This window comes from Pseudomonas sp. BP11-1-1, from assembly GCF_052112105.1.
Lineage (GTDB): Bacteria > Pseudomonadota > Gammaproteobacteria > Pseudomonadales > Pseudomonadaceae > Aquipseudomonas > Aquipseudomonas alvandae.
This window is the reverse complement of record NZ_JAUTYU010000011.1, coordinates 150,839-177,553: the sequence shown is the minus strand read 5'-3', so window position 1 is coordinate 177,553 and position 26,715 is coordinate 150,839. Positions and strand designations below refer to the sequence as shown.

Sequence of the window (26,715 nt, the reverse complement as noted above, 5' to 3'; positions counted from 1 at the left end):
GCCCCACCACTCGGCACCTCGCCTAGGCTCGGTGTGCCCTCACTCCGGCATTGCTCCGTGGGCCCGCCGCGATGGGCCATCCATGGCCCTGCGCGGCTATCCCGGCATCCATGCCGGGATGCCCACTCCACAATGCCTGCGTTCGGCCAGCGTGGTTTAACGGGGCGCCAAGATCAAGATCAAGATCCAAAGCAAGAGCAAGAGCAAGAGCGGGCATCAGCCAGGATTCATTTGGCTGAACCACCGCTTTCGCGAGCAAGCTCGCTCCCACATTGGATTTTCGGCAGCCACCCAATGCACATACGCCGCAAAACCCTGTGGGAGCGAGCTTGCTCGCGAAGAGGCCGGTACACCCAACATCAGCGCAAACTGACACACCGCCTTCGCGAGCAGGCTCGCTCCCATAGGAGATATGCAATCCACCAGAAACCAGGTCGACCCTTAAGGCCGCCTCGCTTTTGCTTTTGCTTTTGCTTTTGCTTTTGCTTTTGCTTTTGATCTGAAGCGCCCCGTTAACCACGATGGCTGAACGAAGGTATTGCGCAGTGGGTAACCCGGCATGGATGCCGGGTTAGCCGCGCTGGGCCATGGATGGCCCTTCGCGGCGGCCCACGGAGCGATGCCTTCGTTCAGGCATGCCGAGCCTAGGCGAGGCACCGAGTGGTGGGGCAAAGCCTTTTTGGTTACTTTTTTGGCGTCTGAAAAAAGTGACCCGCCGTAAGGGCGGAACCATCAGCCGCCGTTACGCAAAAAACGGATATACACCCCACCTAAAAAATCAGCCCCCAAGCAACTCAGCCTTGACCAACTTAGCCTGCTCATCAGCATGATACGAAGACCGCACCAACGGCCCCGAAGCCACGTTCTTGAACCCCATCTTGTACCCCTCCTCGGCAAACCAGGCAAAAGTATCCGGGTGTACAAAACGCTGCACCGGCAAGTGGCTACGCGAAGGCTGCAGGTACTGGCCGAGAGTCAACATATCGATGTCATGCTCACGCATGCGCTTCATGACCTCGATAACTTCCTCATCGGTCTCACCCAGGCCCAGCATCAAGCCAGACTTGGTCGGAATATGCGGCATCATCTGCTTGAAGCGCTGCAGCAAGGTCAACGACCACTGGTAGTCCGAGCCCGGACGCGCGGCCTTGTACAGGCGTGGCACGGTTTCCAGGTTGTGGTTGAACACATCTGGCGGCTCGGCAGCGGTGATTTCCAGGGCGATGTCCATGCGGCCGCGGTAGTCCGGCACCAGGGTTTCCAGCTGCACGTTCGGCGACAGCTTGCGGATTTCGCGAATGCAGTCGGCGAAGTGCTGGGCACCACCGTCACGCAGGTCGTCGCGGTCCACCGAGGTGATGACCACGTACTTGAGCTTCAGGTCGGCAATGGCGATCGCCAGGCTTTCCGGCTCGTTGACGTCCAATGGCTTCGGACGACCGTGGCCGACGTCGCAGAATGGGCAGCGACGGGTGCAGATGTCGCCCATGATCATGAACGTCGCGGTACCGCCGGAGAAGCATTCTCCCAGGTTCGGGCAGGAGGCTTCTTCGCAGACGCTGTGCAGCTTGTGCTTGCGCAGCAGCGCCTTGATGCGGTCGACTTCCGGGGAAACCGGGATGCGCACGCGGATCCAGTCGGGTTTCTTCGGCAGTTCGGTGGTGGGGATGATCTTGACCGGAATGCGTGCAACCTTCTCGGCGCCGCGCAGCTTGACGCCGGCCTCTACCTTGGCACGCGGGGCCGGACGCTCGGTGACGTCCTGCGTCGGGATCATGGTTTGCACTGCATCAGTAGTCATATCAGTCGATTCCGCCCGTGAGGGTCGTCTGCTCAGCATAGTCGAGGTGTTTGACGAGCTGCGCGCGCAGCCGGGCACTTACCTCGGCAAATTCAATCGATCCTGTGTGATCGCGCAGCTGGGTCATCGCCAGCCCTGCGTAGCCACAGGGATTAATCCGTCGGAACGGTTCAAGATTCATGTCCACGTTCAACGCCAGGCCGTGGAACGAACAACCATGGCGGATCCGCAGACCAAGGGAGGCGATCTTCGCCCCGTCGACGTACACGCCCGGTGCATCGGGCTTGGCCGCCGCGGCCACACCGTAGCTGGCGAGCAGCTCGATCAGGCACGTCTCCATGCGCGTGACCAGCTCGCGCACGCCGAATCCCAGCTTGCGCACATCCAGCAGCAGGTAGGCCACCAGTTGGCCGGGACCATGGTAAGTCACCTGCCCGCCCCGGTCGACCTTCACCACCGGGATATCACCCGGCAGCAATAGATGCTCGGCCTTGCCCGCCTGGCCCTGGGTGAACACCGGTGGGTGTTCGACCAGCCAGACTTCATCAGCCGCCGCGTCACCGCGTTCATTGGTGAAGCGCTGCATGGCATGCCAGACCGGCTCGTAAGCCATCGTGCCCAGCTCGCGAAAGCCCAGCGTGCCCGGCATCACAACACCATGTGCACGAAACCGGTCGCTCGCAGCTCGCTGTTGATGTCGTAGAGCTGTTCCTGGCCGGTGGCAATGATGTGCAACTGGATCGTCGTGTACTTGCCGTTGGTACTCTGGCGCTCGGCCAGGGTCTTGAGGTCAACGGTGGCGTGTTTCTCAAGGATCGCGACGATCTTGTCCTTGAAGCCCACACCGGTGTCGCCGATTACTTTGATCGGGTAATCCGCGCAGGGAAATTCGATCTTTGGCGCCTTTACTTCAGAGTCTGTCATGGCGTAACGGCCTCGCAAGGCGTGGTAACGAACATGGCCCCGCGCCGGAAAGGAACGGGGCCATGCAGGTCAACACTCGGAATCAGTTGAACAAGCCGTAGAAGAATAGACGGATGCTATCCCACATGCGGCGGAAGATACCACCTTCCTCGACCGCGTCCAGCGCGATCAGGTCGGCGCTGTGCACCACCTTGTCTTCCAGTTTGACTTCGACCTTGCCGATGACGTCACCCTTGGCGATCGGCGCGGTCAGTTGCGGATTCATGGTCATGCTGGCGGCGAGCTTCTTGAGCTGGCCTTTCGGCAGGGTCATGGTCAGGTCCTGGGCCAGGCCGGCCTTCACCTGGTTGGTGGAACCTTTCCAGACCTGGGCCTGGGCCAGTTCGGTGCCCTTCTGGTAGAAGGTCTGGGTCTCGAAGAAACGGAAACCGTAGGTCAGCAGCTTCTGGGTTTCAGCGGCACGAGCCACTTCGCTGCTGGTGCCGAAGACCACGGCGATCAGGCGCATGCCGTCGCGCACGGCCGAAGACACCATGCAATAGCCCGCTTCGTCGGTGTGACCGGTCTTCAGGCCATCGACGGTCTTGTCGCGCCACAGCAGCAGGTTGCGGTTAGGTTGCTTGATGCCGTTCCAGAAGAACTCCTTCTGGGAGTAGATGGCGTAGTGCGCCGGGTCTTCGTGGATGATTGCACGAGCCAGCACCGCCATGTCGTGAGCCGACGAGTAGTGCTCCGGGTTCGGCAGGCCGGTCGGGTTCATGAAGTGGCTGTTGGTCATGCCCAGGTCGGCCACGGTTTTGTTCATCATGTCGGCGAACGCATCTTCGCTGCCGGCGATGTGCTCGGCCAGGGCGACGCTGGCGTCGTTGCCGGACTGGATGATGATGCCGTGCAGCAGGTCGCTGACGGTCACTTGCGAGCCGACCTTGATGAACATCCGCGAACCGCCGGTGCGCCAGGCATTCTCGCTGACGGTGACCGGATCGTTCTCGCCAATCTGGCCACGACGAATCTCCAGCGTGGCGATGTAGGCGGTCATCAGCTTGGTCAGGCTGGCCGGTGGCAGGCGCTGGTCACCATTGTTCTCCACCAGCACATTGCCGCTGCTGGCATCCATGAGGACATAGGCCTTGGCCGCCAGTTGTGGAGGCGAAGGCATCATCTCGACCGCGAATGCGGCCGGAGAGAGAAGCAGCGGGACTAGCAGGCAAAGGCGTTTGGCAAAGGTGGTGATGTTCATCCGTCTCTCGAAATCGCTAATGGGACTGCCCGAAGGCAGAACTAAACAGGCAGCCTCTTAACGGGCCGCCGCGTATTTAAGTTGCTCACTCACAACCCTTGCCGGGCTTTTGTTATTCATGGAGCCAACAACCTGACCCGCCCAAACCGCAAGCGGGCCTTTCAAATCTACTCAGCCGTGACCAGGCTCGGCGAACCGAGATTGGCCAGGCGCACACTGTTCTGCACCTGCTGGACTTCACCCGGAGAACCGATCGGCCCCAGGCGCACCCGATGCAGTGTCTGCTGGTTGCGCACGATCGAGCTGATGAACACCGGCGCGCTGACCATCGAGCTCAGCTTCGACCTCAACAGCTCGGCAGCGTCCGGGTTGGCGAACGCGCCCACTTGCAGATACTGGCCAGACGCTGTTGCAGAAGCGTTTTTTTTTGGGTCGATCTGCACGGGCACCACGGCCGCCGCATGTTGCTGCGGCGGTGGGGTCCATTGCTCGACCGTACCGGTGGAAGCCGTCACGGTCGGCGCGGCATTTTGCGCCACTTTCGGCTCGTTGAGCATCAAAGGCGCCGGACGGCCGCGCTGGGCCCACCATTCCTGCGGATCAATGCCTTCGACCTTGACCCGCGCAGTGCCGATTTCAGCGTAACCGAGCTTTTTCGCCGCCGCATACGACAAGTCGATGATCCGGTCGGAATAGAACGGCCCACGGTCGTTGACCCGCAGGATCACGCTCTTGTTGTTGTCCAGGTTGGTCACCCGCACATAGCTGGGCAGCGGCAAGGTCTTGTGGGCAGCGCTCATGCCATAAAGGTCGTAGACCTCGCCATTGGCGGTGTTCTGGCCATGAAACTTGGTGCCGTACCAGGACGCCGTGCCCGAGGCCACATAGCGCTTGGAATCAGCCATTGGGAAATAGGTCTTGCCCAGCACCGTATACGGGTTGGCCTTGTAGGGGCCGGTGTGCAGGGTCGGCGTTGCGTCGGGGATGCGCGAGACATCCACGTCCCACCACGGCGCGCCGTCCTTGTGGGCCCGGTTGATGTCCAGGCCCGGCGTGGCTTTCACGACGTTGCTGTTCTTCTGGGTCGGTGCGCGGCTGGTTGAACAACTGACGACCAACAGCGACAGCGCAGCCAATGCCACCAGCTTGAGGGGCCTGGCTTTCAGGGGTTGATAGGTAGGCATTGCCCGCATTATTTGACGCCCCGTGCTTTGACCAGCTCTTCAGACAGTTGATATACGGCCATGGCGTACATCACGCTGCGGTTATAACGCGTAATCGCGTAGAAATTCTTCAGGCCCATCCAATATTCGGGGCCCTGCTCGCCTTCCAGGCGCATTGCGGTGACTGGCATGTCATCACGCAGCGCATCATGACTCGACCAGCCCAGCGCTCGCAACTCCCCGACGGTTTTCGTCGGCTCGATGCCCTCGGTCAGGCCCTCGTCCACCTGCTCGCCACGCACATCGGCACGGCTGACCACCGGTTCGCCGGCCTCCCAGCCATGGCGCTTGAAATAGCTGGCAACACTGCCGATGGCATCCGTCGGATTGGTCCAGATATTGATGTGGCCGTCGCCGTCGAAATCCACAGCATAGGCGCGGAAACTGCTTGGCATGAATTGCGGCAGGCCCATCGCCCCGGCGTAGGAACCCTTGAGGGTCATTGGATCAACTTGTTCTTCGCGAGCCAGCAACAGGAACTCGCGCAGTTCCTTGCGGAAGAACTCGCCGCGGGGCGGGTAATCGAAACCCAGGGTCGACAGCGCGTCGATCACCCGGAAATTGCCGGTATTGCGGCCAAAGAAGGTCTCGACGCCGATGATCGACACGATGACCTGGGCCGGCACGCCATACTCCTGCTCGGCGCGGGCCAGCGCGGCCTCGTGCTGGCGCCAGAAATCCACGCCCCGGGCGATCCGCGCCTCGGTGATGAACATCGGCCGGTATTCGCTCCACTGCTTGACGCGCTCGGCGGGCCGGGAGATCGCGTCGAGAATCGACTGCTTGCGCTCGGCCTCGCGGAACACCCCCATCAGCTGTTCGCCGGCAAAACCGTAGTCGCGGGTCATTTCACCGACAAACTCGGCCACTTGCGGCGAGCCTTCATATTCGCCTGCCACGGCATGCGGCGCACAGCCCAGGAAGCCGACCAGGCCGACCCACGGCGCATATCGCGTCGACCAGCCACGCATTGCTTGCATTGAACTCTTCACCTTATTCAAACCTGAGCGATCCACTTGCGATGGGTATGGATCGACATCAAAACCCCAAACGCTGACAGTAGTGTCACCAGCGAAGTTCCTCCGTAGCTAATGAATGGCAACGGCACCCCCACGACCGGCAGCAGGCCACTGACCATACCGATGTTGACGAAAACATAAACAAAAAACGTCATCGTCAGGCTGCCCGCGAGCAATTTTCCGAACAGCGTTTGCGCCTGGGCCGTGATCACCAGGCCCCGGCCGATCAACAACAGGTAGATCAACAGCAGCACGCAGATGCCCACCAGGCCGAACTCCTCGCCCATCACCGCGATGATGAAGTCGGTGTGGCTTTCCGGCAGAAAGTCCAGGTGCGACTGGGTACCCATCAGCCAACCCTTGCCGAACACGCCGCCGGAACCGATGGCGGCCTTGGACTGGATGATGTTCCAGCCGGTGCCCAGCGGATCGCTCTCCGGATCGAGGAACGTCAGGATCCGCTGCTTCTGGTAGTCGTGCATCACGAAGTACCACATCGCCACCGACACCGGCACGGCGATGGCGATCACGCTGAGGATCCAGCGCCAGCGCAACCCGCCCATGAACAGCACGAAGGCGCCGCCAGCCAGGATCAGCAGCGAGGTGCCGAGGTCCGGCTGGCGCACTATGAGGATGAACGGGATGCCGATCAGCAACAGGCTGATGCACACGTGCTTGAGCTGCGGCGGCAAGGTGCGCTTGGACAGGTACCAGGCGATGGTCGCCGGCATGATGATCTTGAGGAATTCCGAGGGCTGGAAGCGGATCACCCCGGGGATGTTGATCCAGCGGGTGGCGCCCATGGCGTTGTGGCCCATCACGTCCACCACCACCAGCAAGCCTACGCCCACCACATAGGCCAGCGGCACCCAGCGCGCCATGAAGCGCGGTTCGAGCTGGGCGATGACGATCATCGACACCAGGCCGATGCCGAACGAGGTGGCCTGCTTGGCCAGCAGGTCCCAGCTCTTGCCGCTGGCCGAATACAGCACGAACAGGCTGCCGGCCGCCAATGTCAGCAGCAGGATCAGCAACGGCCCGTCGATGTGCATGCGCTGCAGCAAGGTGGCGCGACGGCGCATCACATCTTCGCTGGAGAGGATGCGGTCGAAATTATTCTTCACGGGCCGTAGCCTCCGCGCTGATGGGGCTTGCGAATTCGGGCTTGAGCTGGCCGTGCTCGTCCAGCAGCCAGGCGTCCATGACCTGGCGCACCACCGGGGCGGCGACGCCGGAACCGGACTCACCGTTCTCGACCATCACCGAGACGACGATCTTCGGGTTGTCGGCCGGTGCGAAACCGACGAACAAGGCGTGGTCGCGATGGCGCTCCTGGACCTTGGAGCGGTCGTACTTCTCGCCCTGCTTGATCGCCACCACCTGGGCGGTACCGCTCTTGCCGGCAATCCGATACGGCGAGCCGATGGCGGCCTTGCGCGCGGTACCCCGGGCGCCGTGCATTACCTGCTGCATGCCGTTGTTGACCTTCTGCCAGTCCGACGGGTTGCGCAGGATGATGTCCGGCATCGGGTCCGGGTCCACCGGCTTCTCGCCTTCGATGGTCTTGGCCAGGTGCGGGCGATACCACTTGCCCTTGCTCGCCACCAATGCCGTGGCCTGGGCCAATTGCAGCGGCGTCGCCTGCATGTAGCCCTGGCCGATCCCGAGGATCAGGGTTTCGCCGGGGAACCAGGCCTGGCGGCGCGTCGCCCGTTTCCATTCGCGGGAGGGCATCAGGCCTGGGGATTCTTCGAACATGTCCAGGGAGACTTTCTGACCGATGCCGAACTTGTTCATGTAGGACGACAACCGATCGATCCCCAGCTTGTGGGCCAGGTCATAGAAATAGGTGTCGTTGGAACGCATGATCGCCGTTTCCAGGTCTACGTAGCCATCGCCGGTGCGGTTCCAGTTGCGATACTTGTGGTCGTAGTTGGGCAGCATGTAATAGCCCGGATCGTAGACCCGGGTCGATGCGGTCACCACGCCGGAGTCCAGCCCGGCAATCGCCACGGCCGGCTTGATGGTCGAACCCGGCGGATAGAGCCCGCGCAGCACGCGGTTGAACAACGGCCGGTCGATGGAATCGCGCAGCTCGGCATAGGCCCTGAAACTGATGCCGGTGACGAACAGGTTCGGGTCGAAGCTCGGCTGGCTGACCATCGCCAGGACCTCGCCGGTGTTCGGGTCCAGCGCAACCACGGCACCACGCCGCCCGCCCAGCGCCGCCTCGGCGGCTTCCTGCAACTTGATGTCCAGGCTCAGGACGATGTCCTTGCCGGGAATCGGGTCGGTACGCTTGAGCACCCGCAGCACCCGGCCCCGGGCGTTGGTCTCGACTTCCTCGTAACCCACCTGGCCGTGCAGCTCGGCCTCGTAGAATCGCTCGATGCCGGTCTTGCCGATATGGTGGGTGCCGCTGTAGTTGACCGGGTCGAGGGTCTTGAGCTCTTTTTCGTTGATCCGGCCCATGTAGCCGACCGAGTGGGCGAAATGCGGCCCTTGGGGGTAATGCCGCACCAGTTGCGCCACCACTTCCACGCCGGGCAGGCGGAACTGGTTCACGGCGATCAGGGCGATCTGCTCTTCGGTCAGCTCGAACATGATCGGCACCGGCTCGAAGGGGCGCCGGCCCTGACGCATGCGTTTCTCGAAGATGACCCGGTCCTCGGGCGTCAGTTGCAGCACTTCGACGATCACGTCGAGGACTTTCTGCCAGTCGCCGGAACGTTCGCGGGTCATGCTCAGGCTGAAGCTGGGCCGGTTGTCCGCCACCACCACGCCGTTGCGGTCGAAGATCAGCCCACGGGTCGGCGGAATGGGTTGCACATGCACCCGGTTACTTTCCGACAGGGTCGAGTGGTACTCGTACTGGATGACCTGGAGAAAATACAACCGCGCAATCAGCACGCCGATCAGCGTCACCACGGTAATGGCGCCGAACACGACGCGGCCCCGCACCAGGCGGGCGTCTTTTTCGTGGTCCTTGATGCGGATCGGCTGGGGCATGAGAGCAGGATTACTTGTGGTAAGGGTGCCCGGACAAGACTGTCCAGGCACGATACAACTGTTCACCGATCAGGATCCGCACCAGCGGGTGCGGCAACGTCAACGGCGATAACGACCAGCGCTGGTCGGCCCGGGCACAGACTTCCGGCGCCAGCCCTTCCGGGCCACCGACCATGAAATTGACCGTGCGCGAGTCCAGCCGCCAGCGATCGAGTTCGACCGCCAGTTGCTCGGTACTCCAGGGCTTGCCGTGGACTTCCAGGGTGACGACGCGCTCGTTCGGCCCGACCTTGGCCAGCATGGCTTCGCCTTCCTGGCGGATAAAGCGCGCCACGTCGGCATTCTTGCCACGGGTGTTGAGCGGAATTTCCACCAGTTCCAGGGCCAGCTCGGACGGAAGACGCTTGGCATATTCATGCCAGCCTTCTTCCACCCACTTGGGCATGCGAGAACCGACGGCGATCAGGCGCAGTCGCACAGCGATCCCTTATTGCTGGTCTTTGTTGAGCTTGGTGAAGTGCTCATGGGTGTTTTCCGGGCTGTGGTGCGCGGCGCTGGCCGAACGGCTCTGCTCGGCACCGGCCCACAGGCGCTCCAGGTCATAGAACTGGCGCGCCGACGCGGTCATCATGTGCACGATGACGTCGTCCATGTCCAACAGGACCCAATCGCTGTCGCCCTTGCCTTCTTCGCCCAGCGGCTTGACGCCCTGTGCCTTGACCGCTTCGCGGACCTTGTCCAGCATCGCGCCGATCTGGCGGTTGGAGGTACCGGTGGCGATGATCATGTAGTCAGTGATGCTCTGCTTCTCGCGAACGTCGATCACTTGGATATCCTGGGCCTTGACGTCTTCCAGGGCCGCCACGGCCACCTTGACCAGCTCTTCGCCGGCCAGCGCCACGCCGGTGTGTGCTTCTACCGGCAGCGGGGCGCTCTTGAAGGTGCCCTTGCGCTTTACTTTGTTCAGGTCTTTGTCAGTCATAAAAAACTCGTTTTGCTCATGTGTTCGGGCGCTCGGTACACGTTGATCCGTGTCGGCGGAGCGCGCCTTGTTCAGTTCGACGCACGGTACAGACCGTGCGCATCGATGTAGGCCAGGACCGCGTCGGGCACCAGGAAACGTACCGACTTACCGCTGGCCAGCAGTTGACGGATCTGGGTGGCGGATACCGCGAGCGGCGTCTGCCAGACGAATGCAATCTGTCCGCTCGGCCCCTTCAGGGCCAGCGGGTCGCTCACCGAGCGCGCCGCCAGCAGGTTGCGCAAGGCATCCGGCGGCTCGCTGTCGGCATCCGGGCGTTGCAGCACCAGGATGTGGCAATGCTGGAGCAACTCTTCCCAGCGATGCCAAGTGGGCAGGCCGCAAAATGCGTCCCAGCCCAGAAGCAGGAAAACCTGGGCTTCGGCGGCCAGTTCGGCGCGCATCAGCTCCAGGGTATCAATGGTGTAGGACGGTTTGTCCCGCTGCAATTCGCGGGCATCCACCACCAACGGCGCCACACCGGCCACCGCGCACTCGACCATCGCCAGGCGATCCCGGGCCGACACCTGCGGCGTGTCCCGATGAGGCGGCCGGGCGCTGGGCGTCAGGCGCAGCTCATCGAGGGCCAGGGCGTCGGCAACTTCCAGCGCACCGCGCAAATGGCCGATGTGCACCGGGTCGAATGTGCCGCCCAGGATACCGATGCGCTTTGGCGCGGTCGCCGTCACAGCGGGCTTAGTCACAGGGGCCAGTGGGTCGAGGTCGCCCAAGTCAGACCGGCTCCTGCCCGCGCAACTGGCCGTCGCCGACCACGATGTACTTCTCGCAGGTCAGACCTTCGAGGCCCACCGGGCCACGGGCGTGCAGCTTATCAGTAGAAATGCCGATCTCGGCGCCCAATCCGTATTCAAAGCCATCGGCAAAGCAGGTCGGTGCGTTGATCATCACCGACGCCGAGTCCACTTCGGTCACGAAACGCCGGGTTTCGCCCTGGTGTTCGCTGACGATGGCATCGGTGTGCTGGGAGCCGTGGCGGTTGATGTGCTCGATGGCCTCGTCCAGCCCGTCCACGACGCGGATCGACAGGATCGGCGCCAGGTATTCGGTGTTCCAGTCTTCCTCGGTCGCCACCGCGGCCTCGATGATCGCCCGGGTGCGTTCGCAACCGCGCAGTTCGACGCCTTTTTCGCGGAACTGGGCCGCCATCGACGGCAGGAAATGCTCGGCAACCGCCTGATCCACCAGCAAGGTTTCCATCGCACCGCAGATACCGTAGCGGTAGGTCTTGGCGTTGAAGGCGATGCGCTGGGCCTTCGGCAATTCGGCATGGGCGCTGACGTAGACGTGGCAGATGCCGTCCAGGTGCTTGATCACCGGCACGCGAGCGTCGCGACTGACGCGCTCGATCAGCCCCTTGCCGCCACGGGGCACGATGACGTCGACGAACTCGGGCATGGTGATCAGCGCGCCGACCGCCGCGCGATCGGTGGTTTCCACCACTTGCACGACGGCGGCCGGCAGGTTGGCTTCGGCCAGGCCGCGCTGGATGCAGGCGGCAATGGCGCGGTTGGAGTGGATCGCCTCGGAACCGCCACGCAGGATGGTCGCGTTACCGGACTTCAGGCACAGGCTCGCGGCGTCGATGGTGACGTTCGGCCGCGACTCGTAGATGATCCCGACCACGCCCAGGGGCACGCGCATCTTGCCGACCTGGATACCCGACGGCCGATAGCTCATGTCGCGGATCGCCCCGACCGGGTCCGGCAGTGCCGCGACCTGACGCAGACCGACGATCATGCCGTCGATGCGTGCCGGGGTCAGCGCCAGGCGTTCGAGCATGGCCGGCTCAAGCCCATTGGCCCGGCCAGCGGCCAGGTCCAGTTCGTTGGCGGCGGACAACTCGGCGCGAGCGGCGTCCAGCGCATTGGCGGCGGCCTGCAGGGCGCGGTTCTTCTGCGCGGTGCTGGCACGGCCGATGATGCGCGACGCTTCGCGGGCGGCGCGACCCAGGCGGGTCATGTAGTCAAGAACGGACTCAGTCATGGTCTGTGTGGTCTTGGCAAAGAGGAAAGCGGCAGATTATAGCTGTCGTAACCCTCGACTAACAGCGCGGTCTCACAGCAGTGACCGGCGGAGATTGAAAACAGGCATAAACCGCCGACATTCCGTTCACTGTTCAGCGGTAATTAAGCTATCCGTTGTTATCATCGCGCTATCTTTGGCCTGACCTCGTCCACTGCCATGACCGATTCGCCTCCAACGCCCAGCGCCCTGCCCCACGCTTTTTTTGACCGCGACGCCCAGGTACTCGCCCAGGACCTGCTGGGCAAAGTCATCCGCCACAAGGTCGGTGACCTGTGGCTCAGCGCGCGGATCATCGAGACCGAAGCGTATTACTTCGCCGAAAAAGGCAGCCACGCCTCGCTGGGCTACACGGAAAAGCGCAAGGCTTTGTTTCTGGACGGCGGGCACATCTATATGTACTACGCCCGGGGCGGCGATTCCCTGAACTTCAGTGCCCAAGGCCCCGGCAACGCGGTCTTGATCAAGTCCGCGTACCCGTGGGTGGACAGCATCAGCGGGCCGGCGAGCCTGGCGCAGATGCTCCTGAACAACCCCGACGCCCAGGGCCGGCCGCGCACACCGCAAAAACTCTGTGCCGGCCAGACCTTGCTGTGCAAGGCTCTGGGCCTGAAAGTGCCGGATTGGGACGCCAAGCGCTTCGACCCGGAACGGTTATTGGTGGAAGACGTCGGTGTACCAACGGTCAATGTGATCCAGACCACCCGCCTGGGCATTCCGCTCGGGCGGGACGAACACCTGCCCTACCGCTTCGTCGATGCCGCCTACGCCCCGTGGTGCACCCGCAACCCGCTGCGGCGCGGACAGGTCGAGGGCCGGGATTATTTTTTGCTGTCCTGAACATAAACACTGCATGAGCCTGTGGCCCCTTGTGGGAGCGAGCTTGCTCGCGATGGCGCCAGGCCTGTGAAATAAATGGCGACTGACACACCGCTATCGCGAGCAAGCTCGCTCCCACAGTTTGAAGCTTCAGTGATCTTGAGTTTTCGTTCACACAGCAAAAATTGCATGCCCATCACTATTGAATGGAGTTGTTCTTATGGGCCCATGGCTCGATAGCATCACCGGCTGGCTGACCGTCAACCCGCAATGGCTGGCGGTGGCGGTGTTTGTCGTCGCGTGCGTTGAATGCCTGGCCATCGCCGGGTTGATCGTGCCGGGCACCGTGCTGTTGTTCGCGATCACAGTACTGGCCGGCAGTGGCGCGTTGTCCCTGGGCGAAACCTTGTTGCTGGGCCTTCTCGGCGGATTGCTGGGGGATCTGGTGTCGTACTTCCTTGGTCGGCATTTCCACCAGAACATCCGGCGCCTGCCGGGGCTGCGGCATCATCCGGAATGGATGAGCGCTGCAGAAGGCTATTTCCATCGCTACGGCATCGCCAGCCTGCTGGTGGGACGCTTTATCGGCCCGTTGCGACCGATGCTGCCGATGGTTGCGGGGATGTGCGACATGCCGTTCCCACGTTTTGCCGTCGTCAGCCTGGTGGCCGCGTCAGGCTGGACCGTCGCCTATTTGCTGCCGGGTTGGGCCACCGGCGCGGCGTTCCGCCTGCCATTGCCCGAAGGCTTCTGGCCGCAGGCCGGCGTTGTCATCGGCAGCATCGCGTTGATGCTCGGCCTGAGCGTCAACAGCAGCCTGCGTCGTCATCGCCATGCCTCGGCAATCATCGCCAGTGTTGGCCTGGCGATCCTGATCAGTCTGTTCATCGGCTTCCGCTACCTGGCCGCCTTCGACCAGGGCTTGATGGCGCTGGTGCAGGAACATCGCAGCGCGACGCTGGATGAAATCGCCGTGACCTTCACGCTGATCGGTGAATTTCGCAACATGCTGATCTTCAGCGCCCTGCTGACCGGACTGCTGTTATTGGCGCGCCAGTGGCGGCAGGCGATCTTTGCCGGGGCTACCATGTTGCTCACTGCCCTGGCGAACACCGGCACCAAGCACTTCTTCGCCCGCGTGCGCCCGGAAATCCTCACCGACCCCTTGACCAGCTACAGCATGCCCAGCGGCCACGCCTCAGGCGCATTTGCCCTGTTCCTGAGCCTCGCCGTGCTGGCCGGTCGCGGCCAACCACCACGCCTGCGCCTGACCTGGCTGTTGCTTGGTTCGTTGCCGGCGTTGGCCATTGCCCTGTCGCGGGTCTACCTCGGCGCGCACTGGCCAAGCGACGTCGTTGCCGGCGCCATGCTCGCCGCCAGCGTCTGCGCCGCCGTGCTGTGGTTGAGCCAACGCCAGGAGCCGCTGCGCGCCATGCCGCCGAAAATCTGGTGGCTGATTCTGCCGGCGCTGGTGGCGGTGTTCAGCTTCTTCGCCTTGCGGCATTTGCCGCATGCGATGTTGCGGTATGCCTACTAATCCCGAGACACAGTGTTTCCCTGTGGGAGCGAGCTTGCTCGCGAAGGCGGCTGTACATTCAATACTGATGCAAGCTGACCCGCCGCTATCGCGAGCAAGCTCGCTCCCACCGGGGACCGGTGTTGTTCGATGGATGTACCTCAGGCAAACAGTTCGCCTTGCAACTCATCAAGCAACGCCTGGATCGCATCCAGCCGCTGTTGCGGATCGTCGAGTTGCAACAGGTCGAGCTTGTCCAGTTCGTTGAACGGCAGCAGATAGGCCAGTTGATTGGCGAGGGACTGTTGGCCGGTGGCTTCGGTGCCCATGTTCAGCGCCTCGACCATCGGATGTTCGGCCAGGGCCTTGAGCAGCGCCACCAGGTCGGCGTCCTCGTCCTGCAGCGGTTGTTCCGGCTCGTCTTCCAGCCATTCGACTTCAGCCACGGTGAGCTGATCGGCCTGGACGCTGCTGCTGTGCACGAGAAAACGCCGGCCGCCCTGCACCCGAATGCCCAGCAGGCCGTTCTCCTGCTGGGAAAAATCGGTGATCAGCGCTTCACAGCCGACCCGCGCATAGCCGTCAGGCGCGATGCCGACCTCCTCGCCATCGAGGATGCACACCACCCCGAAGCCTTCGCCCTTTTTCATGCAGCGTCCGATCATGTCGAGGTAACGTGCCTCGAAAATCTGCAGATCGAGAATGCAACCGGGGAACAACACGGTGTTCAGCGGAAACAGCGGCAAGCTCATAACTCGTTCCTTAAACCGTCATCGACACCACCAGCGGCAGCAGCACCGCCGTGGCCACGCCCATCAGACTCATCGCCAGCGCCGCGAAGGCACCGGTTTCCTCGCTTTCCTGCAACGCCACCGACGTACCCACCGCATGGGCCGTCAGGCCCAGGGCCATGCCACGGGCCTCGGGACTGTGGACACCCAACCGGGTCAGAATGCTCGGGCCGAGGATCGCCCCGAGCACGCCGGTGATCAACACGAACACCGCCGCCATCGCCGCCACGCCACCGATCTGCTCGGCCACCAGCATCGCAATGGGCGAAGTCACGGACTTGGGTGCCATCGTCATGAGAATCATGTGCTCGGCGCCAAACGCCCAGCCCAGCACCACGGCGGAACCGGTGGCAAACACCCCGCCTATCACCAGCGTAGTAAAAATCGGCCAGAACAATTGACGGATTCGCCGCAGGTTCAAGTACAGCGGCACCGCCAGCGCCACGGTTGCCGGCCCCAGCAGGATGCTGAGGATTTCCGTGCTCTTGCGGTATTCGGCGTAGCTGATGCCGCAGCCGACCAGCACGGCGATCAGCACCAGCATCGACATCAATACGGGCTGGAGGAACACCCAGCGGGTCTTTTCGAACGCCGCCAGCACCAATTGATAGGCGCCCAGGGTGATGCCGATGCCAAACAGCGGATGGTGGATGACTGAGGTCCAGGCGCCCTGCCAATCGAACATCATGGCGCGTCCTCCGGCTCGACGGTATGGCGCCGGGCCAGGCGCTGCATCAGCACGCCCGTCAGCATCACGGAAAGGACCAGCGACAGCACCAGCGCGCCGACAATCGCCCAGAAGTCTGCGGCGATCGCCCGGGCGTAGACCATGACGCCCACCGCCGGCGGCACCAGCAGCAACGGCAGGTAGCGCAACAGGCTGCTGGCGGCGAGGTTCAATGGTTCGCTGACTTCGCCGCGAGCGATCAGGTAGCCCAGCATCAGCAGCAGGCCCACGATCGGCCCTGGCAGGATCGGCAGGAACAAATGATTGATGGCGGTGCCCAGCAATTGGAACAGCACCAGCCAGGTCAGGCCCCTTAGCAACATCCGCTTTCTCCCTCTACAACAGACCCAATGAACGCGCCAATTCGGTTCACGGCATGATTCCGTGGCGAGGGAGCTTGCTCCCGCTTGAGTGCGAAGCGCTCATAAAATGGGGCCGCTGCGCAGCCCAGCGGGAGCAAGCTCCCTCGCCACGGAATCAAACACGCACGTTGAAAGAACCGAATTGCAAAGAATGCGCCGGCATTATAAGCACGCCCGCGCTATGGTTCGGCATTCGTAAAAAGCATGGTCGATGACCTTCCCGGCGCGCCATGTTGATCTACAGTGGTTCTCGGGGGCGCAGATCCCCGTTCCATAAAAGCAGGACAGATGAACCAAGGAGAGTCTCAATGCCCTACGTTCCCGTTACAGCGCTCAAGGATTATGTCGGCAAGGAACTGGGATGTTCCGATTGGCTGACCATCGATCAGGACCGCATCAACCTGTTCGCCGAAGCCACTGGCGACTTCCAATTCATCCATGTCGATCCGGTGAAGGCCGCGCAGACGCCGTTCGGCAGCACCATTGCCCACGGTTTCCTGTCGCTGTCGCTGATGCCCAAACTGATGGAAGACATCCTGATTTTGCCCGAGGGTGTGAAGATGGTCGTCAACTACGGGCTGGACAGCGTGCGCTTCATCCAGCCGGTAAAAGTCGATTCAAAGGTCCGGCTCAAGGTTGAACTGGTGGACGTCACCGAGAAAAAACCCGGCCAGTGGCTGCTCAAGGCGACCGCTACCCTGGAAATCGAAGGGTCGGAAAAACCGGCCTACATCGCCGAGCCACTGTCGCTCTGCTTCGTGTAGACCCTTGCGGTCGCGAAACCGCTCATGCAGTTTCGCATCGCTTCAACGCGCATAGCTGCGGCATACTCGTCGCCTGATTACTTGGATCCCGTTATGCGCGCACTTGTCCCCCTGACCCTGGCCCTCCTGCTTACCGCTTGCGGCGACGGCGAATCGCCGTTGCCTCCCGATGCCCGCCTGCCCGACGGTGGGCGCTATCGCGGCGACCTGGTGGACGGCCTGCTGCAAGGCCAGGGGCGCATCGATTACCCCAACGGCAGTTGGTACGCCGGACAGTTCGACAAAGGCCAGTGGCACGGCGCCGGCGAATGGCACGGCAGCAATGGCGAGGTTTATCGCGGCCAATTCGAGCATGGGCTGTTCCACGGCCAAGGCAGCCTGACCACGCCGACCAGCAGCTACACCGGTGGCTTCAAGCAGGGCCGGCGGGACGGCGAAGGGACGCTCAAGGAAAATGGCATGACCTACCGGGGCGAGTTCAAGGCCGACCGTTATTCCGGTCTCGGCCGCCTCGAACTCGACGACGGCAGCCAGTACCAGGGCCCGTTCGTCAACGGCAAGCCGAATGGCGAAGGCCAGCGCTTCGACGCCAGCGGCAACCAGTTCACCGGGCATTTCGTCGACGGCCAACTCCAAGGCAAGGGCACCTTCAACAGCGCCGATGGCGATGTCTACATCGGCGGTTTCAGGAACAACCAGCTCAATGGCCGAGGCCGCTACGAAAACGCCGACGGCGATGTCTGGATCGGCCAGTTCAAGGATGGCGCACTGACCGGCAAGGGTGAATTGATCGGCGCCGACGGCAGCCATTACCTCGGCCATTTCAACGATTGGCGCTTCACCGGCGAGGGTCGCCTGAACCTGCCCGATGGCAGCTTCTACACCGGCCAGTTCGAAAGCGACAGCTACCACGGCCGCGGCACCCTGGTGCTGACGGACGGCACCGTGCAGAGCGGCACCTGGGCGAAGGGCCAGCGGATACGCGACGCCGATGGCAGGCTGCTGCCGGATGTGCTCGAACTCGGCATCCTGGCCCAAGGCCGCCTGCTGGACGACGCCCTCGCCAACATCCCGGCCTCGACGCCAGCGGTGGAGCTGTACAGCCTGACCCTGGGCGGCGACGGCAAGCAAAGCGTGTTCCTGCGCGAATCCGACTATGTCGCCAACATGCTCGCCAGCCGTTTCGGCGCCTTCGGCCAGGTCCGCCTGGTGAACCACCGCGACCACCTCGGCGACCGTCCCATGGCCACTCGCGAAAGTCTGCGCCGCGCCGTCGCCACCCTGGCCGAGCGCAGCGGCCCGGAAGACCTGGTGTTCATTTACCTGACCAGCCACGGCACCAGCGAGCACGAACTGGTCCTCGACCAACCGCGCATGGAACTGGCCGACCTACCGGCCGACGAGCTGGCCGCTGTGCTGGCGCCGCTGAAGAATCGCGACAAGATCGTGGTGATTTCCGCCTGCTATTCCGGCGGTTTCATCCCGGCGCTCAAGGATGAACGGACCCTGGTGATGACCGCTTCGCGGGCCGACCGGGTGTCCTTCGGCTGCTCGGAAGAGGCCAACTTCACGTACTTTGGCGACGCTCTGTTCGCCCAGGCGCTGAACCAGACCGATGATCTGGAACAAGCCTTCAAGCGCGCCAAGGGCATCGTCGCCGAACGGGAACAGGCGGACAACTTCGAAGCCTCGGAACCGCAGATCTGGGCCCCTCGCACCGTCCTGTCCCACTGGCAACTGCTCCGCAAACAGCAGGCGCGAAAAGCATTGCAAAGTGCTGCACTGAACGACGAGGCCAAAAAGAGCAACTAAGCTGAACCGTATCAAGGGGGAAACACTATGTACTTGACGCCTCAGCATGTTTTGCTCGCCGGCGCGACCGGGTTGACCGGGGAACACCTGTTGGACCGGCTGCTCAACGAGCCGACCATCACCCGGGTCCTCGCGCCGTCCCGCCGGCCACTGGCCGAGCATCCGCACCTGGAAAATCCGGTCGGGGAACCGGCCGAGTTGCTGCAGCGGCTGGAAGGCCCGGTGGACATCGCCTTCTGCTGCCTCGGCACCACCATCAAGAAAGCCGGCTCCGAACAGGCATTCCGCGCAGTGGACCTGGACCTGGTGGTGGCCTTTGCCAAACGCGCCAGGGAGCTGGGCGCACGGCATCTGATCGTGATCAGCGCGCTGGGGGCCGATGCCAAGTCCTCGATTTTCTACAACCGGGTCAAAGGTGAAATGGAGGCGGTCCTCAAGGCCCAGGACTGGCCGCAACTGACCCTCTGCCGGCCCTCGCTGTTGCTGGGAGACCGAGTAGAGCCGCGTTTGGCCGAGCAACTGGCCGGGCCCTTGTCCAAGCTGATTCCAGGCAAATATCACGGCATCGAAGCCTGTCAGTTGGCCCGGGCCATGTGGCGGCTTGCGCTGGAAGAGCAGGACGGGGTGCGGGTGGTGGAGTCGGATGAGTTGCGCAAGCTTGGTAAATAAAGTGACACCTGGGACAGCGCGATCATTGTGGCGAGGGGATTTATCCCCGCTGGGCCGCGAAGCGGCCCCAATTGTTCGTGTGTCCATGCAGTTGCTAAGGAAGAATGATCCGATCTCAGGGGCCTGCTTCGCAGTCCAACGGGGATAAATCCCCTCGCCACAAATGATCCCTAGCACACCTGCACTCACGTTGGGCGTTACAAACCGCCAGTGGCCTGAAACCCCACACCCAACGCCGTGAACAACGACAACGGCAGCAACACAGTATCGAGGAGCGCACTCCCCGGCAGATCGAGCCCTGGATAGCTCGGCGCTTCAGCCCCAAAACGGTCCTTGGCGCAGCAGCCACCGTTCAGTGCATACAAATCCAGGCGCGTCCCCGCATACACCACCGGCGCCCCCGGCTTCGCGGCGTCGAGGGTGCGAGCGGTGGCGCAGCCGGTCAGTTGCACCGCCAGCAGCACGATCAGCAGCTTATTCATCACTGCTCAAATGGTGCTCGCCCCAGCGCGGCAACATGTCCTGGGGAATGTTCAGCAAATTTAAAATCCGCGCGACCACGAAATCGATCAGGTCATCGATGGTCTGCGGCTGGTGATAGAAACCCGGCGACGCCGGCAGGATGGTCACGCCCATGTTCGACAGCTTGAGCATGTGCTCCAGGTGGATGCTCGAATATGGCGCTTCCCGCGGCACCAGGATCAACTGGCGGCGCTCCTTGAGCGTGACGTCCGCCGCCCTTTCGATCAGGTTGTTGCAGGCCCCGGTGGCAATCGCCGACAGCGTGCCGGTGGAACACGGCACCACCACCATCGCCGCTGGCGCACCGGAGCCCGAGGCCACCGGCGACATCCAGTCTTCCTTGCCATACACGCGGATCTGCCCCGCCGCCGCACCGGTGTATTCGGTGAGGAACGCCTGCATCAACTGGGTCTTGGCCGGTAGGGTCACGTCAGTCTCGGTGGCCATCACCAGTTGCGCGGCCTTGGAGATGAGGAAGTGCACCTCGCGGTCCTCGCGCACCAGGCAATCGAGCAGGCGCAAGCCGTACTGGGCGCCGGACGCACCGGTCATCGCCAGCGTGATGCGTTCCGGGCCGTTGCTCATTTCAGCGCCTCGGCCAGTTTGCCGTGCAGGCCGCCGAAGCCGCCGTTGCTCATGATCACCACGTGAGTGCCGGGCTGGGCCTGGCTCTTCACGCGCTCGATGATGCCTTCCAGGGAGTCGCTGACAATCGACGGCACCGTGCACAGCGCGGCGGTGGCAGCGAGGTCCCAACCCAGGTTGGCCGGTGCGTACCAGATCACCTGGTCGGCATCGGCCACGCTTTCCGGCAGGCCGTCACGGTGGGCGCCGAGTTTCATGGAGTTGGAGCGCGGCTCGATGATCGCGATCAGCGGCGCATCGCCGATGCGCTTGCGCAAGCCGTCGAGGGTGGTGGCAATGGCAGTTGGGTGATGGGCGAAATCGTCGTAAATGGTGATGCCGCGTACCTCGGCGACTTTCTCCATCCGCCGCTTCACGCTCTTGAACGCGCTCAACGCGGCGATGCCCATGGACGGCACCACGCCGACATGACGGGCCGCCGCCAGGGTCGCCAGGGCGTTGGCCACGTTGTGCTGGCCGGTCATGTCCCATTCGACTATGCCTTGGGACTGGCCCTCGAACATCACTTCGAACTCAGAACCGTCATCCTTGAGCAACTTCACTTGCCACTGCCCGCCCGCGCCGGTGGTTTGTACCGGGGTCCAGCAGCCCATCTCGATGACGCGCTGCAACGCCGGCTCGGTGGTCGGATGGATCACCAGGCCTTCGCTGGGAATGGTGCGCACCAAATGGTGGAATTGCCGCTCGATGGCCGGCAGATCGGGGAAAATGTCGGCGTGATCGAACTCAAGGTTGTTGAGGATCGCCGTGCGTGGACGGTAGTGGACAAATTTCGAGCGTTTGTCGAAAAACGCGCTGTCGTATTCGTCGGCTTCGATCACGAAGAACGGCGTGCCGCCCAGGCGAGCCGACACGGAGAAGTTCTGCGGCACGCCACCGATCAGGAAACCCGGACTCATGCCGGCGTGCTCCAGGACCCAGGCGAGCATGCTGCTGGTGGTGGTCTTGCCGTGGGTGCCGGCCACGGCCAGGACCCAACGGCCCTGCAACACGTGATCGGCCAGCCACTGCGGCCCGGACACGTACGGCAGGCCTTTGTTGAGCACGTATTCCACCGCCGGGTTGCCACGGGACATGGCGTTGCCGATGACCACCAGGTCCGGCGCCGGGTCCAGTTGCGCCGGGTCATAGCCTTGGGTCAGCTCGATGCCCTGGGCTTCCAGTTGAGTGCTCATCGGCGGGTAGACGTTGGCGTCGGAACCGGTCACATGATGGCCCAGCTCCTTGGCCAGGACCGCCATCGAACCCATGAAAGTGCCGCAAATACCGAGAATATGGATGTGCATAGTCGACCTCGTAAACATGGCCGCAGGTTAGCGTAGGGAGGGGGAAATCGCACCTTGTGTTTGAACCTCGGCGCACAGGCGGCCTTCTGTGGGAGCGAGCTTGCTCGCGATAGCGGTGGGTCAGCTTGCGGCGATATTGAATGTGCCGACGTCATCGCGAGCAAGCTCGCTCCCACAAATGAATGTACAAGCTGGCTTTTGTGGCGAGGGGATTTATCCCCGTTGGGCTGCGCAGCGGCCCCTAAACCAGGTAACTCGGCGTGCCAGTAAGATTGAGTTCACTGCTTTAGGGCTGCTGCGCAGCCCAGCGGGGATAAATCCCCTCGCCACAAAGGCAGTCAGTGCTTTATCGGGCAATCGCGTGTTTACGCAGCTTGCGGTAAAGGGTATTGCGGCTGATCCCCAGTTGTTCCGCCGTGTGGGTCATGTGCCAGCGCTGGCGCTCCAGTGCATCGAGCAATGCCAGGCGCTCGGCATCTTCCAATGGGTGTTCAGTCGGGGCTTCAACCATCACAACCGAGCGCTGGCGGATCATCGCCGGCAAGTCCTCCAGCCCGATCCGCCCGCCATCGCACAGCGCGGCAAGGGTCCGCAGCACGTTGCGCAGTTGCCGCACGTTGCCGGGCCAGTCGAACCCCAGCAACGCCTGCCGCGCCGGTTCGTCGATGGACACCGTCTCGGCCCCGCTCTCTTCAGCCAACAGAAAATCCAGCAACTGCGACTTATCGCTGCGTTCGCGCAACGCCGGCAGCGGGATTTCCAAGCCATTGAGGCGGTAGTACAAATCCTCACGGAAGCTGCCATCCCGCACCCGATCGAGCAACTGTCGGTGAGTGGCGCTGATGATGCGCACGTTCACCGCCTCGGGCTCGCCGCCGATGGGCACCACCTGGCGATCCTCCAGCACCCGCAGTAACCGGGTCTGCAAAGCCAGGGGCATGTCGCCGATTTCATCGAGGAACAGCGTGCCGCCGTCAGCCTGTTGCAGCTTGCCGCGCATGCCCTCCTTGCGCGCGCCAGTGAAACTGCCGCCGCGATAACCGAACAGCTCGCTCTCGATCAAGCTTTCCGGAATGGCCGCACAATTGAGGGCGACAAAATTTTTCCCGGCGCGCTGGCTGGCGTGGTGCACGGCCTTGGCGAACGCCTCCTTGCCCGAGCCGGTTTCGCCGTGGATCAGCAGCGGCACATCGCGCTCGAACACCCGCAGCGCCTTGCGAAAATGCTCCTGCAACGCCGCATCCCCCAAGCAGATCCCCGGCAGACGGGCCGGCTCGATAACCTTGAAGGCCGGCGCGACCGGCACCGGCACGCTACGCGGCTGGCCGCGCAACACGGCGAACAGGTGCCGGCCATCGCGGGTGCGCAGCGGCCAACTGGCGCTGGCCTGGGCACTGGCCCGGCCCATCAATTCATCCAGGGAACAATCGAAAAAATCCTCGACCCGCTGACCCAGCAAGCCACCGCGAATATGCCCGAGCAGGTTCAGCGCGCTCTGGTTCACCGCGCAAATTCGCCCTTCGCCGCCGAACGCCATCAGCCCTTCACTGAACAGCCCCACGGACTCGGCCTGCAAATGAAAGCGCAGCAGCCATTGATTGTCGAAGCAACGCAGGAAATAGCAGCTCTCGATCATCTTCGCCGAGAGGTTGACCAGGGCCATGGTGTGGAATTGGCTCTGGCGCGACACGTCCGGCCGGGCCGAGGACACGTCGAGCACCGCCAGCAGTTCGCCCTGGGGATCGAACACCGGGCTGGCCGAGCAGGTCAGGCCGGTGTGGCGGCCGCGGAAATGTTCTTCCTGGTGGATGGTCAGGGCCTGGCGCTCCACCAGGCAGGTGCCGATGCCGTTGGTGCCTTCGCAGGCTTCGCTCCAGTCGGCGCCGAGCCAGAGGCCGGCCCGCTCGAAAATCTTCCGTTCGCTGGGAGCGGTGACGCAATTGAGGATCACGCCCCGGGCGTCGGTCAGCAGCACCGCGTGGCCGGCGCCGGAGAGTTGTTGATGCAGGCTGGTCATTTCCGTGCCGGCGATGTGCAGCACCTGTTGCAAGCGTTCGCGGCTTTCCAGCACCCGACCGTGCTCGAGCACCGTCGGCGCCAGGTTCTGGGCCGGGTCGAGGTGATAGTCCTCGAGGCAACGCAGCCAGGAACGGGCAATCGACGGATCGCTGCCAGGGCCCTGCAAATGGGCCTTGCCCTGGGTGACCGTCAGGACTTGCTGGGCATGGCGACTCAAGTGGTTGCTGTGCATTTTCTTATTGTTCTCCCCGAAGGTAACGGCCTTACTGGAGCAACTGTTTAACACTTAACCTGTGTTTGACACTTAGACCTGTGCTTGACACTCACCCCTGTGGCGAGGGGATTTGTCCCCGCTGGGCTGCGCAGCAGCCCCAAAACCTGAGAGTGCGGTGCATCAGGTTGATCGAGTTGGCTGCTTTGGGGGCTGCTTCGCAGCCCAGCGGGGATAAATCCCCTCGCCACAGATAAATCCCCTCGCCACAACATTGCTGGGCAGGCCAATTTGGTGAGGCCCAGCATCCTCCAGCCCATCGACCTTTGCAATGCTGGCGCGACCTGCCGGTCACAGACTGTCTCACCCATGGCACAAACTGTCACACCCCGCGTATCGCAACCGTGACACAGCCCCTCCGTTTGTCCGACCAACTCCTCCTAAAGTCTTGATTTCCGGGCCCCGCAAGGCAGTGGCCCGACCTTTGCTCTAGGCTTAAGTACCAGCGCGAATTTGCGCGGCTCCCTAATAAGCACAAAAGCCAAGGAGAACTCATCATGCGTTACGCTCACCCCGGTACTGAAGGCGCTATCGTTTCGTTCAAGGCTAAATACGGTAACTACATCGGCGGCGAGTTCGTCGCGCCTGTCAAAGGTCAGTACTTCACCAACACATCCCCGGTCAATGGCCAGCCCATCGCCGAATTCCCGCGCTCCACAGCCGAAGACATCGACAAAGCCCTGGACGCCGCCCACGCTGCCGCCGATGCCTGGGGTGCCACCTCGGTCCAGGCCCGTTCGCTGATCCTGCTGAAAATCGCCGACCGCATCGAAGCCAACCTCGAAACCCTGGCGATCACCGAATCCTGGGACAACGGCAAGGCCGTGCGCGAAACCCTCAACGCCGACATCCCCCTCGCTGCCGACCACTTCCGCTACTTCGCCGGCTGCCTGCGGGCCCAGGAAGGCAGCGCCGCCGAGATCGACGGCAACACCGTGGCCTACCACATCCACGAACCGCTGGGCGTGGTCGGGCAGATCATCCCGTGGAACTTCCCGCTGCTGATGGCCGCCTGGAAACTCGCCCCGGCCCTCGCCGCCGGTAACTGCGTGGTGCTCAAGCCGGCCGAGCAAACCCCGCTGGGCATCTGCGTGCTCATGGAGCTGATCGGCGACCTGCTGCCACCGGGCGTGCTGAACGTGGTGCAAGGTTTCGGCAAGGAAGCTGGCGAAGCCCTCGCCACCAGCAAGCGCATCGCCAAGATCGCCTTTACCGGCTCGACCCCGGTCGGCTCGCACATCATGAAATGCGCCGCCGAGAACATCATCCCGTCCACCGTTGAACTGGGCGGCAAGTCGCCAAACATCTTCTTCGAAGACATCATGCAGGCCGAGCCAAGCTTCATCGAAAAAGCCGCCGAAGGCCTGGTGCTGGCGTTCTTCAACCAGGGCGAAGTCTGCACCTGCCCATCCCGCGCCCTGGTGCAGGAGTCGATCTACGACGAATTCATGCAAGTGGTGATGAAGAAAGTCCTGCAGATCAAACGCGGCGACCCGCTGGACACCGACACCATGGTCGGCGCCCAGGCGTCCGAGCAGCAATTCGACAAGATTCTTTCGTACCTGGAAATCGCCAAGGGCGAAGGCGCCGAGCTGTTGACCGGCGGCAAGGTGGAAAAACTCGAGGGCAACCTGGCGACCGGGTATTACATCCAGCCGACCCTGCTCAAGGGCACCAACAAAATGCGCGTGTTCCAAGAAGAAATTTTCGGCCCGGTGGTGAGCATCACCACCTTCAAGGACGAAGCCGAAGCCCTGGCGATCGCCAACGACACCGAGTTCGGCCTTGGCGCCGGCCTGTGGACCCGCGACATCAACCGCGCCTATCGCATGGGCCGGGCGATCAAGGCCGGTCGCGTCTGGACCAATTGCTACCACCTGTACCCGGCGCATGCTGCGTTCGGTGGCTACAAGAAGTCCGGCGTCGGGCGTGAGACGCACAAGATGATGCTCGACCACTACCAGCAGACCAAGAACCTGCTGGTGAGCTACGACATCAATCCGTTGGGGTTCTTCTAAGCCCTTGGGCCAGGCAGGTCATTCTGCCTGGCCCTTTAGATCGCCTTCGCGAGCAAGCTCGCTCCCACAGGGATTTGTGGATAACTCGCCTCCAGGGTTGGCATAGATCCACTGTGGGAGCGAGCTTGCTCCGGGCGGCGATCCGACGATGGCGCCCTCACTCACACACAGAATCAATGCCCCACCGCTCTGGCATGAGCCTTGCGTGCCCGCT

General features: G+C 62.8%; 25 protein-coding genes. 6 read left to right on the top strand and 19 right to left on the bottom strand.

Going from position 1 to position 26,715, the window contains the following annotated elements; genetic code table 11:
- Window positions 1-778 precede the first annotated feature (778 nt).
- The 12 genes from lipA to Q7C33_RS20630 all read right to left on the bottom strand — a co-directional run bounded on the left by lipA (window position 779) and on the right by Q7C33_RS20630 (window position 12,241).
- Window positions 779-1,801 (bottom strand): lipoyl synthase, encoded by a 1,023-nt coding sequence (lipA, locus tag Q7C33_RS20685; RefSeq protein ID WP_030140371.1) that lies wholly within the window; start codon window positions 1,799-1,801, stop codon window positions 779-781.
- Between the two features lies 1 nt (window position 1,802).
- Complete coding sequence (lipB, locus tag Q7C33_RS20680; RefSeq protein ID WP_030140372.1) at window positions 1,803-2,450, bottom strand: lipoyl(octanoyl) transferase LipB; 648 nt, start codon at window positions 2,448-2,450, stop codon at window positions 1,803-1,805.
- Entirely contained in the window at window positions 2,450-2,725 is a 276-nt protein-coding gene (locus Q7C33_RS20675) for a DUF493 domain-containing protein (RefSeq protein WP_030140373.1), read from the bottom strand. Before Q7C33_RS20675 ends, lipB begins: the two co-directional genes overlap by 1 nt.
- Before the next feature lie 82 nt (window positions 2,726-2,807).
- On the bottom strand, window positions 2,808-3,965 hold the full coding sequence (locus Q7C33_RS20670) for a D-alanyl-D-alanine carboxypeptidase family protein (RefSeq protein ID WP_030140374.1): 1,158 nt from the start codon (window positions 3,963-3,965) through the stop codon (window positions 2,808-2,810).
- A 167-nt stretch (window positions 3,966-4,132) separates the two neighbouring features.
- Window positions 4,133-5,158: a septal ring lytic transglycosylase RlpA family protein gene (locus tag Q7C33_RS20665; protein WP_030140375.1), complete on the bottom strand. Its 1,026-nt coding sequence runs from the start codon at window positions 5,156-5,158 to the stop codon at window positions 4,133-4,135.
- On the bottom strand, window positions 5,158-6,168 hold the full coding sequence (gene mltB / locus Q7C33_RS20660) for a lytic murein transglycosylase B (RefSeq protein ID WP_407684067.1): 1,011 nt from the start codon (window positions 6,166-6,168) through the stop codon (window positions 5,158-5,160). The genes Q7C33_RS20665 and mltB overlap by 1 nt, the downstream gene beginning before the upstream one ends.
- A 17-nt stretch (window positions 6,169-6,185) precedes the next feature.
- Window positions 6,186-7,289, bottom strand: a complete 1,104-nt coding sequence (gene rodA / locus Q7C33_RS20655; protein WP_051065975.1) for a rod shape-determining protein RodA — start codon at window positions 7,287-7,289, stop codon at window positions 6,186-6,188.
- Between the two features lie 31 nt (window positions 7,290-7,320).
- Window positions 7,321-9,216 (bottom strand): penicillin-binding protein 2, encoded by a 1,896-nt coding sequence (mrdA, locus tag Q7C33_RS20650; RefSeq protein ID WP_030140378.1) that lies wholly within the window; start codon window positions 9,214-9,216, stop codon window positions 7,321-7,323.
- Between the two features lie 10 nt (window positions 9,217-9,226).
- Window positions 9,227-9,694 carry a 23S rRNA (pseudouridine(1915)-N(3))-methyltransferase RlmH gene (gene rlmH, locus Q7C33_RS20645; RefSeq protein WP_007937439.1) on the bottom strand — a complete coding sequence of 156 codons (468 nt, stop codon included), beginning with the start codon at window positions 9,692-9,694 and terminating at the stop codon, window positions 9,227-9,229.
- 9 nt (window positions 9,695-9,703) lie between these two features.
- Complete coding sequence (gene rsfS, locus Q7C33_RS20640) at window positions 9,704-10,198, bottom strand: ribosome silencing factor (RefSeq protein WP_030140379.1); 495 nt, start codon at window positions 10,196-10,198, stop codon at window positions 9,704-9,706.
- Between the two features lie 71 nt (window positions 10,199-10,269).
- On the bottom strand, window positions 10,270-10,968 hold the full coding sequence (nadD, locus tag Q7C33_RS20635; RefSeq protein ID WP_030140380.1) for a nicotinate-nucleotide adenylyltransferase: 699 nt from the start codon (window positions 10,966-10,968) through the stop codon (window positions 10,270-10,272).
- A gap of 1 nt (window position 10,969) precedes the next feature.
- Window positions 10,970-12,241, bottom strand: coding sequence for a glutamate-5-semialdehyde dehydrogenase (locus Q7C33_RS20630; RefSeq protein WP_198796715.1), 1,272 nt, complete (start codon window positions 12,239-12,241; stop codon window positions 10,970-10,972).
- Window positions 12,242-12,439: 198 nt separating this feature from the next.
- Between Q7C33_RS20630 and Q7C33_RS20625 the strand changes: the two genes are divergently transcribed.
- Window positions 12,440-13,120, top strand: a complete 681-nt coding sequence (locus Q7C33_RS20625; RefSeq protein ID WP_030140382.1) for a DNA-3-methyladenine glycosylase — start codon at window positions 12,440-12,442, stop codon at window positions 13,118-13,120.
- 199 nt (window positions 13,121-13,319) lie between these two features.
- Window positions 13,320-14,636, top strand: coding sequence for a bifunctional DedA family/phosphatase PAP2 family protein (locus Q7C33_RS20620; RefSeq protein ID WP_407684066.1), 1,317 nt, complete (start codon window positions 13,320-13,322; stop codon window positions 14,634-14,636).
- A 140-nt stretch (window positions 14,637-14,776) separates the two neighbouring features.
- Here Q7C33_RS20620 and Q7C33_RS20615 read toward each other — a convergent pair whose 3' ends face one another.
- Genes Q7C33_RS20615 through Q7C33_RS20605 form a run of 3 tightly spaced genes read right to left on the bottom strand, consistent with a single transcriptional unit; the run spans window position 14,777 to window position 16,456 of the window.
- Complete coding sequence (locus Q7C33_RS20615; RefSeq protein WP_198796713.1) at window positions 14,777-15,367, bottom strand: LON peptidase substrate-binding domain-containing protein; 591 nt, start codon at window positions 15,365-15,367, stop codon at window positions 14,777-14,779.
- 10 nt (window positions 15,368-15,377) lie between these two features.
- The gene (locus Q7C33_RS20610) at window positions 15,378-16,094 is read right to left on the bottom strand and encodes an LrgB family protein (RefSeq protein ID WP_030140385.1); all 717 of its coding nucleotides are present in this window, start codon (window positions 16,092-16,094) and stop codon (window positions 15,378-15,380) included.
- The gene (locus Q7C33_RS20605) at window positions 16,091-16,456 is read right to left on the bottom strand and encodes a CidA/LrgA family protein (RefSeq protein ID WP_217860406.1); all 366 of its coding nucleotides are present in this window, start codon (window positions 16,454-16,456) and stop codon (window positions 16,091-16,093) included. The genes Q7C33_RS20610 and Q7C33_RS20605 overlap by 4 nt, the downstream gene beginning before the upstream one ends.
- Before the next feature lie 347 nt (window positions 16,457-16,803).
- On the opposite strand from Q7C33_RS20605, the gene Q7C33_RS20600 reads away from it, so the two are divergent.
- The 3 genes from Q7C33_RS20600 (at window position 16,804) to Q7C33_RS20590 (ending at window position 19,740) form a co-directional block, all read left to right on the top strand.
- On the top strand, window positions 16,804-17,259 hold the full coding sequence (locus Q7C33_RS20600) for a MaoC family dehydratase (RefSeq protein ID WP_030140387.1): 456 nt from the start codon (window positions 16,804-16,806) through the stop codon (window positions 17,257-17,259).
- 93 nt (window positions 17,260-17,352) lie between these two features.
- A complete protein-coding gene (locus Q7C33_RS20595) occupies window positions 17,353-19,071 on the top strand; it encodes a C13 family peptidase (RefSeq protein ID WP_323176295.1) in 1,719 nt (572 codons plus the stop codon).
- A gap of 27 nt (window positions 19,072-19,098) precedes the next feature.
- Window positions 19,099-19,740: an oxidoreductase gene (locus Q7C33_RS20590; RefSeq protein WP_217860408.1), complete on the top strand. Its 642-nt coding sequence runs from the start codon at window positions 19,099-19,101 to the stop codon at window positions 19,738-19,740.
- A 197-nt stretch (window positions 19,741-19,937) separates the two neighbouring features.
- On the opposite strand, the gene Q7C33_RS20585 is transcribed toward Q7C33_RS20590, so the two are convergent.
- The 4 genes from Q7C33_RS20585 to Q7C33_RS20570 all read right to left on the bottom strand — a co-directional run bounded on the left by Q7C33_RS20585 (window position 19,938) and on the right by Q7C33_RS20570 (window position 24,444).
- Window positions 19,938-20,222 carry a YceK/YidQ family lipoprotein gene (locus Q7C33_RS20585; protein WP_407684065.1) on the bottom strand — a complete coding sequence of 95 codons (285 nt, stop codon included), beginning with the start codon at window positions 20,220-20,222 and terminating at the stop codon, window positions 19,938-19,940.
- Window positions 20,215-20,847: a flavin prenyltransferase UbiX gene (gene ubiX / locus Q7C33_RS20580; protein ID WP_249873209.1), complete on the bottom strand. Its 633-nt coding sequence runs from the start codon at window positions 20,845-20,847 to the stop codon at window positions 20,215-20,217. Before ubiX ends, Q7C33_RS20585 begins: the two co-directional genes overlap by 8 nt.
- Window positions 20,844-22,193: a UDP-N-acetylmuramate:L-alanyl-gamma-D-glutamyl-meso-diaminopimelate ligase gene (gene mpl / locus Q7C33_RS20575; protein ID WP_258648335.1), complete on the bottom strand. Its 1,350-nt coding sequence runs from the start codon at window positions 22,191-22,193 to the stop codon at window positions 20,844-20,846. The genes ubiX and mpl overlap by 4 nt, the downstream gene beginning before the upstream one ends.
- A 346-nt stretch (window positions 22,194-22,539) precedes the next feature.
- Window positions 22,540-24,444 carry a sigma-54-dependent Fis family transcriptional regulator gene (locus Q7C33_RS20570; protein ID WP_407684064.1) on the bottom strand — a complete coding sequence of 635 codons (1,905 nt, stop codon included), beginning with the start codon at window positions 24,442-24,444 and terminating at the stop codon, window positions 22,540-22,542.
- Between the two features lie 536 nt (window positions 24,445-24,980).
- Between Q7C33_RS20570 and exaC the strand changes: the two genes are divergently transcribed.
- A complete protein-coding gene (gene exaC / locus Q7C33_RS20565) occupies window positions 24,981-26,501 on the top strand; it encodes an acetaldehyde dehydrogenase ExaC (RefSeq protein WP_030140394.1) in 1,521 nt (506 codons plus the stop codon).
- The last annotated feature ends 214 nt before the right edge of the window (window positions 26,502-26,715 follow it).